Source organism: Flavobacterium sp. SH_e (assembly GCF_025717045.1).
Classification (GTDB): Bacteria; Bacteroidota; Bacteroidia; order Flavobacteriales; family Flavobacteriaceae; genus Flavobacterium.
Map to the genome: position 1 here is coordinate 511572 of NZ_JAOVZN010000003.1, position 13608 is coordinate 525179.

The 13608-nt window shown below is 32.6% G+C and carries 9 protein-coding genes; 8 read left to right on the forward strand and 1 reads right to left on the reverse strand.

Annotation, left to right across the window (positions count from 1 at the left end; genetic code table 11):
- Positions 1-79 precede the first annotated feature (79 nt).
- Complete coding sequence (locus OD917_RS07050) at positions 80-952, forward strand: lysophospholipid acyltransferase family protein (protein WP_263522847.1); 873 nt, start codon at positions 80-82, stop codon at positions 950-952.
- A 204-nt stretch (positions 953-1156) separates the two neighbouring features.
- Positions 1157-2641, forward strand: coding sequence for a glycosyl hydrolase (locus tag OD917_RS07055; protein ID WP_263522848.1), 1485 nt, complete (start codon positions 1157-1159; stop codon positions 2639-2641).
- 66 nt (positions 2642-2707) lie between these two features.
- Here OD917_RS07055 and glmM read toward each other — a convergent pair whose 3' ends face one another.
- A complete protein-coding gene (gene glmM / locus OD917_RS07060) occupies positions 2708-4096 on the reverse strand; it encodes a phosphoglucosamine mutase (RefSeq protein WP_263522849.1) in 1389 nt (462 codons plus the stop codon).
- 207 nt (positions 4097-4303) lie between these two features.
- Here glmM and OD917_RS07065 point away from each other — a divergent pair, with 207 nt between their 5' ends.
- The 6 genes from OD917_RS07065 (at position 4304) to OD917_RS07090 (ending at position 13575) form a co-directional block, all read left to right on the forward strand.
- Positions 4304-4888, forward strand: coding sequence for an acyl carrier protein phosphodiesterase (locus OD917_RS07065; RefSeq protein ID WP_263522850.1), 585 nt, complete (start codon positions 4304-4306; stop codon positions 4886-4888).
- A 32-nt stretch (positions 4889-4920) separates the two neighbouring features.
- Positions 4921-6603, forward strand: coding sequence for a gamma-glutamyltransferase (gene ggt, locus OD917_RS07070; RefSeq protein WP_263522851.1), 1683 nt, complete (start codon positions 4921-4923; stop codon positions 6601-6603).
- A 72-nt stretch (positions 6604-6675) separates the two neighbouring features.
- Positions 6676-8460: a chloride channel protein gene (locus OD917_RS07075; RefSeq protein ID WP_263522852.1), complete on the forward strand. Its 1785-nt coding sequence runs from the start codon at positions 6676-6678 to the stop codon at positions 8458-8460.
- Between the two features lie 99 nt (positions 8461-8559).
- Entirely contained in the window at positions 8560-9528 is a 969-nt protein-coding gene (locus tag OD917_RS07080; protein ID WP_263522853.1) for a tetratricopeptide repeat protein, read from the forward strand.
- A gap of 129 nt (positions 9529-9657) precedes the next feature.
- Positions 9658-12489 carry an excinuclease ABC subunit UvrA gene (gene uvrA / locus OD917_RS07085; protein WP_263522854.1) on the forward strand — a complete coding sequence of 944 codons (2832 nt, stop codon included), beginning with the start codon at positions 9658-9660 and terminating at the stop codon, positions 12487-12489.
- A gap of 12 nt (positions 12490-12501) precedes the next feature.
- Positions 12502-13575 carry a hypothetical protein gene (locus OD917_RS07090; protein WP_263522855.1) on the forward strand — a complete coding sequence of 358 codons (1074 nt, stop codon included), beginning with the start codon at positions 12502-12504 and terminating at the stop codon, positions 13573-13575.
- Positions 13576-13608 lie beyond the last annotated feature (33 nt).

Here is a 13608-nt window from a genome sequence, read left to right on the forward strand (position 1 = left end):
CATTCTTAAAGATAAGTTAGCAAGAAAGCAAAATATCCCTCCCTAATCATTTTTCATTTATATTTGTAAAAAAAATTACATGCAATTTCTTGTTTATATTTTAGCCTATCCTATACTCTGGCTTATCTCTATATTACCTTTTCGTTTATTTTACTTATTCTCAAATTTTGTATATCTCTTGGTGTACAGAGTAATAGGATATCGTAAAAAAGTGGTTCGTGAGAATCTGGCACTTACATTACCTCATTTAAGTGATTCTGAAAGAAAAGATATCGAAAAGAAATTCTATAAGCATATGTGCGATATGTTTTTAGAAATGATCAAGACGATGAGTATGTCTCCTGCGGAAATGGAAAGAAGATTTCACGTAACCAACATAGATCTTGTGCTTGACTATGCTAAAAAAGGTAAAAGTGTAATTCTTGTAGCTTCGCATTATGCAAGTTATGAATGGCTTTTGACAATTAACCCTAAAATTGGTTTCAAAGGAATTGCGGTTTATAAAAAATTAGCCAATTTGTATTTTGATAAATTGGTTCGAAAAATCCGTTCAAAATACAATACAGAAATGATAGAGACCAGAAAAGCAATTCCAACAATGGCGCAAAATCAACGTAACGGGGTTTTAGCGATGTATGGTTTAGCAAGTGATCAATCTCCAAAATTGGACAGAATTTTTCACTCTATGGAATTTATGGGAGTTGAAGTTCCTGTGCATACGGGAGCCGAAATGCTGGCAAAAAAATACGACTTAGCCGTTATTATGGTAAAAGTAAAAAAGGTAAAAAGAGGATTTTATGAGGCTACTTTTCTTTCGCTTGCCGATAATCCGAAAGAATATCCAGATTTTCAGATTACCGAAATGTATTTAAAAGAGGTCGAAAAACAAATTCTTGAAGCTCCAGAATTTTATTTATGGACACACAAAAGATGGAAACATCGTATTCAATAATTTTAAAATAATACAACAAAAAGTCCGAAAAACAACTTGTGTTTTTCGGACTTTTTGCTTTATAATGATCTAAATCAGCATTTCTAAGCCTTCAATAGCAGATTTGATGTGTTTTTGTAAAGATTTTTTTGAATGGATAAAAAAAAGAAACAATTTAAATTTGGAATTCTCTAATTATCTTAAAAAAACAAAAAATCATTAACCATGATCAAAAACTTACGATTAACAATTCTATTATTGTTTCTGTTTTTTACTGTTTCTGCTCAAAGTCCAAAACGAGGAATTGCTTATGGAGGTCATTCTAAAGCAGATCTTCTTGCATTAAAACCTGGACTTACTTGGTGGTACAATTGGTCGCCAGAACCTGAAGCGGCTGTAAATCCTGATTACGAATCATTAGGAGTTGAATTTGTTCCGATGGCGTGGGGAAAAGTCAATGATGTCGATGTTCAAGCTTTTATCAATAAAATAAAACCTGGAGCAAAATATCTTCTTGCATTTAACGAACCAAATTTTAATGACGGTGCAAGATTAACGCCTCAGGAAGCTGTAAATGCTTGGGTAAATATTGAGAAAATTGCTGCTGCTAAAAATCTCGAAATCATAAGTGCTTCACCAGCATATAATGGTCCAAGTAATTATGGCGGAATTTCAGATCCCGTCGTTTGGCACAACCAGTTTTTTCAATTGTGTCCAACTTGCAAAGTAGATTATATTGCTTTTCATACTTATGATGCTACTTCGGGTTCTGTGATTGGCGTTACCAGTCTTCTGAAAAAATTCAATAGACCACTTTGGATCACTGAATTTGCAAATAGAGTTATTCAAAGTGCAGCGGATAAAACAGCTTTTATGAAAGATATTGTAACCAATTTTGAAAACGATCCTGATATCTTTCGTTATTCTTGGTTTTCTGGCAGAGTAAATCCAACTTGGACAGATATGTTAGAAGGACAATTACTAAGTCCTACAAGCGGTGTTTTAAGACCAATTGGTACAGAATATATTAATGTTCCTTATACCACGAAAAAAATGAATGTTCCGGGTCGCGTTACAGCAAACAAACATTACAGAAGAAAAGGTACTGGTCTACAAGCAACAACAGACTCTAACACTGGACAAAATGTTTGTTACATCAATGAAGGAGATTGGAATGAATTTATGCTGAATGTCGCGAATGCAGGAACCTACAATCTAACTTTTAGAGTCGCTTCTCCTGTTCTTGATGGAAAGTTTGATATTCTAGTAAACGATGTTGTGGTAAAAGCAGACGAAACTTTTCCGCCAACAGGAGACTGGCAGACTTTTGCTGATAAAGTAGTAAATGGAGTTGCATTGCCAAAAGGAGAAGTTTATCTGAAAATCAAATTCAAATCAAATGATTTCAATTTTAATTTTATAGATATCGCTGTTGCTAATCTGGGCGTTAAAGATAATGATTTAGAAAAAGAGAGTTTTACAATTTATCCAAATCCTGTAAAAACACAATCAACTTTGCATATTAAGTCAAGCACAACAGAACCTTTAACCATCAAAATAATTGACATGAAAGGCGATGTTTGTTTTTCTTCTTCAGATTATTCAACAAATGAAGATATTAAAATTGGAGAAAAATTAGCAAAAGGAGTTTACATTGTAAATGCGTCATACGGAAATATTAAGAAGTCAGTCAAAATAATTAAGAACTAACTTTAAAAAAAATGCCTCTTTCGAAATTTCAAAAGAGGCATTTTTTATTTTTAAATGCTGAAAATCTTAAATTCCAGCAATTACTTTAATTTCCTCAATAATTCGAAGAGCTAATTTATCTGCCGCATCTTGAGAAGGCGCTTCAGTATAAATACGAATAATTGGTTCTGTGTTTGATTTTCTTAAATGGACCCATTCTGTAGCAAAATCAATTTTTACACCGTCAATTGTCGAAATATCTTCGTTTTTATATTTCTCTGTCATTTGAGTTAAAATGGCATCAACATCAATTTGAGGTGTTAATTCAATTTTATTTTTACTCATGTAATATTCTGGATAAGAAGCTCTCAAAGCAGAAACTGACATTTTTTTATTCGCTAAATGCGTTAAAAACAAAGCAACTCCTACTAAACTGTCTCTTCCGTAGTGTAATTCAGGATAGATAATTCCACCATTTCCTTCACCACCAATAATAGCATTGTTTTTCTTCATTAATTCTACCACATTCACTTCTCCTACCGCACTTGCTTCGTAGCTTCCGCCGTGCGCTTGAGTCACATCTCTTAAAGCACGAGAAGATGACATATTAGAAACTGTATTTCCTGGAGTTTTGCTCAAAACGTAATCTGCGCAAGCAACCAAAGTATATTCTTCACCAAACATTTCTCCGTCTTCGCTAATAAAAGCCAAGCGATCAACATCTGGATCTACTACGATACCAAAATCTGCTTTTTCTTTTACAACAAGCTCAGAAATATCAGTCAAATGCTCTTTTAATGGCTCTGGGTTATGAGGGAAATGTCCGTTTGGTTCACAATACAATTCTACCACTTCAACTCCCATTAATTTTAGAAGTTTAGGAATAATAATTCCTCCTGAAGAATTTACACCGTCAACAACCACTTTAAATTTAGCTTCTTTAACAGCTTCGATATCAACTAAAGGCAAGTTTAAAACTTCGTCAATATGAATATCCATGTAAGCGTCATTCGAAATAATTTCGCCTAAACTATCTACATCAGAAAAATCGAAAGCTTCAGCTTCAGCAATTTCAAGAATCTTTGCTCCGTCTGCACCGCTTAAAAATTCGCCTCTTGCATTTAATAATTTTAAAGCATTCCATTGTTTTGGATTGTGAGATGCTGTTAAGATGATTCCTCCGTCAGCTTTTTCCAAAGGAACAGCAACTTCTACAGTTGGTGTTGTAGAAAGTCCAAGATCAATAACATCGATTCCTAAACCAATTAAAGTATTCACAACTAAATTATGAATCATTGGTCCTGAGATTCTTGCATCACGGCCAATTACAACAGTCAATTTATCTTTAGCAATATTATTTTTTAAGAAAGTTCCATAAGCCGATGCAAACTTTACTGCATCAACAGGAGTTAGATTATCTCCTACTTTTCCTCCGATCGTTCCGCGGATTCCAGAAATAGATTTTATTAGAGTCATTTTTGTGAGTTAGGGTTATTTTTTTACAAATATAAAAAAGTTACTGAGTTCCTAAGGTGCTATGTTTCTAAGATTTTAATTTTTACCTATAAGAAACTACTTGCAACTCGTGATTTTTATAACAAAATGATTTAAAAAAGTTTTTATACATTTACTAAAATAACTTAGAAACTTATCTGTTAAGTATCTTAGAAATAATAAAAAAAAATGAATTTCTTAGCCCATATATACCTTTCTGGAGAAAATGATTTAATTAAAATCGGGAATTTTATGGCAGATGGAATTCGCGGAAAACAATTTGAACATTTTCCTGAAGATGTGCAAAAAGGAATTTTACTGCATCGATTTATTGACACTTATACCGACTCTCACGATATTTTTAGAACCAGTACAAAACGTTTACACGAAAGATACCATCACTACGCCGGAGTTATTGTAGACATTGTTTATGATCATTTTTTGGCAAAAAACTGGACCAATTATTCCGATGAGAAATTAGAAAGTTTTATCAACCGATTTTACAATTCGCTTCATGATAATTACGATATTCTAACTGAAAAAACTCAAGGTTTAATGCCGTATATGATCGAAAGAAACTGGCTTTTGAGTTATCGTACAACGGAAGGAATTCATCAAATTCTTACTCAAATGGATCGAAGGTCTAAAAATATTTCTCAAATGCAGTACGCAATTGAAGAGTTGAATGAATTTTACGACGAATTTGAACAAGAATTTACTTCATTCTTTGAAGACATAAAAATACATGCCAAAGAAAAATTACTTTCTCTTTAACTGTTTTTGTTTTCACTTAAATCTATTTGCTTATGAAAAAAATTACGCTTTTAATAGCACTTGTATACATAAATATTTCTCAAGCGCAACAGACAAATCCGACTGGTTTGGTTGTTACAAAAGCAATGGTAGTTTCTGCTCGAGAAGAAGCTTCAAAAATTGGATCTGACATTATGAAAAAAGGCGGAAATGCTTTTGATGCAATGGTTGGAACCGAATTAGCGCTTGCAGTTGCTTTTCCGTTTGCGGGAAATATTGGCGGCGGCGGATTTATGGTTTACAGAAAAGCCAATGGTGAAGTTGGATCTATAGATTATAGAGAAAAAGCGCCATTGGCAGCCACAAAAGACATGTTTTTGGATAAAGATGGAAATGTTATAAAAGGAAAAAGCACCGAAACGGCTCTTGCTATTGGCGTTCCTGGAACTATTGCAGGTATTTTTGCTGTACATAAAAAATACGGAACAATGCCTATTTCTAAAATTTTGGAGCCTGTTATTGCTTTAGCAGAAAGAGGTGTCGTTGTAACGAAAAAACAAGAAAAAAGTTTAAAAGATTACCACGAAAGCATTGTAAAAATAAACGGTGAAAATTCGCTTTTATCTGGAAATTTCAAAGAAAGTGATACGATCAAATATCCTGCTCTTGCCAAAACTTTAAGAAGAATTCAGAAAAAAGGAAGAAATGAATTCTACAAAGGTGAAACTGCAAAAATCTTAGTTGATTATCTTCAGAAAAAAGGCGGTATTATCACTATGCAAGATTTAGCTAAATATGAGGCAAAATGGAGAAAACCGCTTCAATTTACTTATAAAGGTTTAAAAATAACTTCGATGTCTCCTCCAAGCAGTGGCGGAATTTGTTTAGCACAGATTTTAAAGATGCTTGAACCATACGATTTAGCAAAAATGGGACATAATTCTCCAGATGCCATTCAAGTTATTGTTGAGGCAGAAAGAAGAGCTTACGCAGACAGAAGTTTCTTTTTGGGCGATCCAGATTTTGTCAAAATTCCGATAAAAGAATTATTAGCAGAAGATTATTTACGAAACAGAATGGCAAGTTTTAATCCTGAAAAAGCAACTCTTTCTTCAGAAATAAAAGAAGGAAAAGTAAATTATGCAGAAAGCACCGAAACGACGCATTATTCTATTGTAGATCAATTCGGAAATGCAATTGCAGCAACTACAACCTTAAATGATGGTTATGGTTCTAAATATTATTGCGACGAATTAGGTTTCTTTTTAAATAACGAAATGGACGATTTCAGCGCTAAACCAGGCTCGCCAAATATGTTTGGCTTGGTTGGAAATGAAGCCAACAGCATTGCTCCGCAAAAACGAATGCTAAGTTCGATGACGCCAACTATTGTAGAGAAAGATGGTAAATTATTTATGGTTGTTGGAACTCCAGGCGGATCAACGATTATAACTTCGGTTTTACAGACGATCTTAAATGTTTACGAATACAATTTAAGTATGCAAGAAGCTGTAAACGCGCCTCGCTTTCATCATCAATGGTTACCTGATTTAATTACATTCGAACCAAACACTTTCGAAACCAAAACAATCGATCAGCTAAAAGCTAAAAGCTATTTAATTAACGAAAAGCCAACTCCAATTATTGGAAAAGTAGATGCTATTTTGGTTTTACCAGATAAAAAATTAGAAGGAGGAGCCGATTTTCGAGGAGATGATACCGCTGTTGGGTTTTAATCCTTTTTGGTTTTTATTTTTTTTATCTAAGATTATAACCTAATTTTGTAAGTCAGATAATTTTAAAACGGAATGCTAAAAAAATATTTCAGAAGACTAGAAAGCATAATTGCCTTGGCTCAATCATTAATGACTCCAAAGCAGTTTCTTTTTTTATCAAGCGTTTTAATAGGAATATCTTGTTCGCTAGCAGTAATCGTTCTTAAAACATTCGCACACAGCGTCTTCTCTTTTGCCACATACATCAACGGAATCCTAAAATTGAGTTTCATTAACAGTATTCTTCCAATTATTGGTATTTTATTGACCGTATTTGTTGTAAAAAAAGTACTTAACGGAACCATTCAAAAAGGAACTTCACAAATACTTTATGCGGTTGCAAAAAAAGCAAGTATTATTCCGAAAAAGCAAATGTATGCGCAGATTGTCACAAGTTCATTAACGGTTGGTTTAGGGGGATCTGCCGGTTTAGAGAGTCCGATCGTGATAACTGGAGCTGCATTTGGCTCTAATTTTGCTCAAAATTATAAACTGCAATACAAAGACAGAACTTTATTAATTGGCTGCGGTGTTGCAGCGGGAATTGCGGCTGCATTTAACGCTCCCATTGCAGGAGTTCTTTTTGCAATTGAAGTTTTATTGGTAGATGTCAGTATTTCTGCCTTTACTCCTATTATGATTTCTGCTGCTACAGGCGCTTTGGTTTCTGCTATTGTTTTAGATGAAAGCATCCTTTTGAGTTTTAAACAGCAAGAAACTTTTAATTTTCATAATATTCCTTTCTATGTTATATTAGGAGTTCTTACTGGCTTGGTTGCGATTTATTATTCGAGAAATTTTCAGAGAGTCGAACACTATTTTGCCAAACAGCAAATTAATCCATACAGAAAAGCTTTAATAGGTTCGTCACTTTTAGCATTATTAATATTTATTTTCCCGACATTGTTTGGTGAAGGTTACGAAAGCATTAGAACACTTGCAGAAACAGATCCTGGAAAATTGCTAGACAATACTTTGTTTGCTGATTTTAGAAACAGCCAATGGGTTTTACTTTTATTTGTTGGAGCTACAGCGATGGTTAAAGTTTTTGCTTCAGGATTAACAATCGGAAGCGGTGGAAACGGAGGAAACTTTGCTCCTTCTCTATTCTTAGGATCCTATTTGGGATATTTCTTTTCTAAGCTAGTAACGCTTATTGGTTTATCTAAACTTCCAATTACCAATTTTACAATGGTCGGAATGGCTGGAATTTTGAGCGGTTTATTTCATGCTCCTTTGACAGCGATATTCTTAATTGCTGAAATTACTGGAGGTTACGGATTAATGATTCCGCTTATGATTGTTTCTTCAATCAGTTTTGCGATTTCTAAACGTTACGAAAAATATTCGCTTGACGTAAAAGGATTAGCAAAAAAAGGACATGCATTTACTAGCAATAAAGATTCTAATATTTTATCGACTTTAGATATTGACTCTATTATTCAATGCGATTATTTAACAGTGCATCCTGAAGAAAATTTAAGCAAATTGGTTGATCTTATTTCGCATTCTAACCAAGTTGTTTTTGCCGTTGTAAATAACGATAAAGATTTAGTTGGGGTCGTTCATTTTAATGATATTCGAGAAATTATTTTCAATGCTTACCGCGTAAAATACACACAGATAAAAGACGTAATGAAAGCACCATCAGCAACAATTTCTTCTCTTGACAGCATGGAAATTGTGATGAAGAAATTTGAAAATTCGAAATCTGCTTTTCTTCCTGTTTTAAGAGACGGAAAATATCATGGCTTTATTTCCAAATCGATCGCATTAGAAGCTTATAGAACAAAACTGCGTTCTATGACTATTGAATAAAATTCTTTTGAAATAAATTTTATAAATATATTCATACTAAATATTATATTTGGTTTACTGTATAGAACCCAAAAACTATAACTAAAACCACAAAACAGTATGAAAAACTATCTATTCCTATTTTTATTTCTAGCTGGACTCAAAAATGTATCCGCACAAGATACTGCCAAACTTAATACAAAAGAAATCTTCAAGGAAATTAGCGATGAAGCTTGTAAATGTATCGATTCAATTCCAACCTCAGACAGAGTTAGAGATTCCATAACTGCAGACATTCATTCCTGTATCTATGCAAAAGTTGGAGCTTATCAAATAGGACAAAAACTCTCAAGTTTAGATTTATCAAAGGCTTTAGAAGATCCGCAAGGGAATAAAAATATAAATGTTTCTATGGATTATGATCCAAATTCACAAGAATTTCAAGAAACTTATTATGAAATTGAGCGATATTTAATGGAGAATTGCAATTCTTTAAAAGACAAAATAACAACAAGTGATAAAGTAAATAAAAATTCAATTTCTGAAAACAAAGAAGCGCTAAAGTACTATTATTTAGGAATTGAGGAATCGAAAAAAGAAAATTATAAAGAAGCTATCGAATATTATAAAAAAGCAGTAAAAATAGATCCTAATTTTGCATTCGCTTATGACAATATGGGAATTTCTTACCGAAAATTAGAAAAATATGACTTAGCAATTGATGCTTATGAAAAATCGCTAAAAATAGATCCCAACGGAATGATGCCACTTCAAAACATTGCAGTAGCGTACTCCTATAAAAAAGACTATAAAAATGCCGTAAAAGCATATGAAAGAATAGCCAAAATAGAACCAAACAATCCTGAAGTTTACTACGGAATTGGTCAAATATATGCCTTTAATTTAAGTGACACAGAAAAAGGATTAGACAATATGTGTAAAGCTTATAATATTTATGTAGAACAAAAATCAGCATATAGAAGTGATGCCGAAAAAATAATTCAAATGATTTATGCTCAAATGAAAAAAGACGGTAAAGAAGCTGCATTTGAGAAAATATTAGAAGCAAATAATATTAGTTCAAAGTAATTTTAACTTTAAAATGAAAACGCTAGTTTAAAACTAGCGTTTTTTTTGTTACTATTTGTAACATAAACTTTTGCTATCGAGCACTAAAAGAACAAATCAAAGTGGTAACTTTGCGTTTTGCTCAAAATTATGTTAGATAAAGACAATACTATTGAAGTTCTTGGTGCAAGAGTTCATAATCTAAAAAATATCGATATCTCTATTCCGCGTGAAAAACTGGTCGTAATTACTGGTTTATCAGGTTCTGGAAAATCATCTTTGGCATTTGATACGATTTATGCAGAAGGTCAGCGTCGTTATGTTGAAACTTTTTCAGCTTACGCAAGACAATTCCTTGGAGGATTAGAACGTCCGGATGTTGATAAAATCGATGGGCTTTCTCCTGTAATCGCGATTGAACAAAAAACGACAAGTAAAAGTCCTCGTTCGACAGTTGGGACTATTACAGAGATTTACGATTTCCTAAGACTTTTATACGCGCGTGGCGCTGATGCATACAGCTATAACACTGGAGAAAAAATGGTTTCTTATTCTGATGAACAAATCAAAGATTTGATTATTGAGGATTACAAGGGAAAACGAATCAATATTTTAGCTCCAGTTATTAAAGCCAGAAAAGGTCATTATGCTGAACTTTTCCAGCAAATTACCAAACAAGGCTTTTTGAAAGTTCGCGTAAACGGAGAAGTTCAGGATTTGGTTTCTGGAATGAAATTAGACCGTTATAAAACCCACGATATTGAGATTGTTGTCGATAGAATGGTAATTGAAGATAATCCTGATACTCAAAAAAGATTATCTGAAAGCATCAATACAGCAATGCATCATGGTGAAGATGTTTTGATGATTTTAGATCAAGATTCTAATGAAGTGCGTTATTTCAGTAGAAATTTAATGTGTCCAACAACTGGAATCTCGTACCAAAATCCAGAACCGAATTTATTTTCTTTTAACTCCCCAAAAGGAGCTTGTCCGCATTGTAATGGATTGGGAACGGTTCACGAAATTAACGTTAAAAAGATTATTCCGAATCCGAAATTATCTATAAAAGCTGGTGGTTTTGCTCCGCTTGGCGAATACAAATCGTCTTGGATTTTCAAACAATTGGAAACCATTGGAGAAAAATTCGGATTTAAAATAACTGATCCGATTGAGAAAATTCCAGAAGAAGCAATGCAAATGATTTTGTATGGCGGAAAAGATAAATTTTCTATCAACTCAAAAGATCTTGGCGTTACAAGAGAATATAAAATCGATTTTGAAGGAATTTCTAATTTCATCAAAAATCAATATGACGAAAGCGCTACAACAAGCATAAAACGTTGGGCAAAAGATTTCATGGACGAAATTAACTGTCCTGTTTGCGATGGTTCTCGTCTTAAAAAAGAAGCTTTATTTTTTAGAGTAAATGAAAAAAATATCACCGAATTGTGTGATATGGATATTTCTGACTTAACAGCTTGGTTTTTAGATTTAAATAATCATTTAACTGATAAACAGCTTTTAATTGCTTCTGAAGTTGTAAAAGAAATTAAAGACCGATTGAACTTCCTGATGAATGTTGGTTTGAATTATTTGGCTTTAAGCCGAAGCTCAAAATCTCTTTCTGGTGGTGAGGCACAACGTATTCGTCTGGCAACACAAATTGGTTCTCAATTAGTTGGAGTTTTATATATTTTAGACGAACCAAGTATTGGTTTACACCAAAGAGACAATGAAAAATTGATTCAGTCTTTAGAGCAATTACGTGACATTGGAAACTCTGTAATTGTGGTAGAACATGATAAAGACATGATCGAAACTGCCGATTATGTGATTGATATTGGTCCAAAAGCTGGAAAATACGGAGGAGAAATCATTAGCATTGGAACTCCAAAAGAAACTTTGGCTTCAAATACAATTACCGCTCAATATTTGAATGGTAAAATGAAATTTGACATTCCGAAGAAAAGAAGAAAAGGAAATGGTAAATTCTTGAAACTAACTGGAGCAACAGGAAACAATCTTAAAAACGTTTCGATTGAAATTCCGTTAGGGCAATTAACTTGCGTTACAGGAGTTTCTGGAAGCGGGAAATCAACTTTGATTAATGAAACGTTGTATCCAATCTTAAATGCGTATTATTTCAATGGCGTAAAAAAACCGCAGCCTTATAAAAAGATTGAAGGTTTAGAGCATATCGACAAAGTAATTGATATTGACCAAAGTCCGATTGGTAGAACGCCTCGTTCGAATCCAGCAACTTATACTGAGGTTTTCACCGAAATCAGAAATCTATTTACGATGACTTCCGAAAGTATGATTCGTGGTTATAAAGCGGGTCGTTTCAGTTTTAACGTAAAAGGAGGACGTTGCGAAACCTGTGAAGGTTCTGGTGTAAGAACTATCGAAATGAACTTTTTACCAGATGTTTATGTAGAATGTGAAACTTGTCAAGGAAAACGTTTCAACAGAGAAACTTTAGAAATCAGATATAAAGGAAAATCTATTTCTGATGTTTTGGATATGACGGTTGATGAAGCAGTTCCTTTCTTTGAAAATATTCCGAAGATTTACAGAAAAATCAAAACGATTCAAGATGTTGGGTTGGGATATATTACGCTTGGACAACAAAGTACAACCCTTTCTGGTGGTGAAGCGCAGCGTATAAAACTAGCGGGAGAATTGTCTAAAAAAGATACAGGAAATACATTTTATATTCTGGATGAACCAACTACGGGATTGCATTTCGAAGACATTCGCGTTTTGATGGAAGTAATCAATAAACTGGTTGATAAAGGAAATACAATTCTTGTGATCGAGCATAATATGGACGTTATAAAACTTGCCGATTATATTATTGATATTGGCCCTGAAGGCGGAAAAGGCGGTGGACAATTGGTTGCTAAAGGAACTCCAGAAGAAGTGGCTCAGAATAAAAAGAGCTATACGGCTAAGTTTTTGAAAAAAGAGTTAGAGTAATATTTTAAATATATGAAGAAAATCATTTTCCTTTTGTTATTGGTAAATCACGCTATATTTAGTCAGCAAATAGAAACTTTTAATGACCCTAAAAATTATTATCAAGTTGCAATCAGTGATTTTAAAATTAATCCAACACTACATGTTTTTCCAACTAACCAAAAAGATCTTGATTTAAAAAAAGGAAAACCTATTAAAAATATTAGCTGCTATTATTATGATAATACTGCAAAAACATATTATATCGAATTTACGCCTGATGGTAAAATAACGAAGAATGAAGATTTTTATCGAAACCACAAAATCATATTTAATTACTCTAAAGAAGTCATTACTAGACAGCACTATGAAATTAGAAACGACAAATCAGAAAGATTATCTTCTATAGATAGTATTGTTTATGATCACAACAATAATATTATAAGAAAATCATTAACTAATTATGATTTAAAACAAAAAATTTATGAAATAAATGTTACTGATTATGAATATTTAGAAAAAAATAAATTAGCAAAAATGTATCAATATAGCATCGCAGAAAATATGCCATACCTTGCTGGAAATTTATCTATTTATGAGTACAAAATGAGTATCATTACAGAAAAAAAATATCATTTTGAAAATAATAATCATAGCTCGAAAAAATTTAAAAAGGATTCAATAACAATTAATCCCAATTTCAGTAAAAATGTTTATTACCTAAACAAAAAAGGGGAAATTTCAAAATTTGATCATTTTTACACAGATAAAAGTATAGACAAATCAACTAATCTAAAATATGACGATTTCAGTAAAATCATTTCAATTACTTCTACTTATTTTGATGAACCTGATACTCAAACTTTTAAATTTGATATTAATAATAATCTTACGGAATTGACTTATGATGGAGCAATTCGAAAATGCAAATACGATAAAAATAATAATCTCATATCTGATATATTAACCGATAAGGAGACTAATCAAAATATTTTCGCTATACAGCAAAAATATCAATATGACACAAACAATAACTGGACTTCAATTGTAATTTTTAAAAATGGATCTTTTGATACCAAAATGACTCGAAAAATAAATTATTATTAAAACAGTGTTTTTTCATCGCACAGATCACTGATA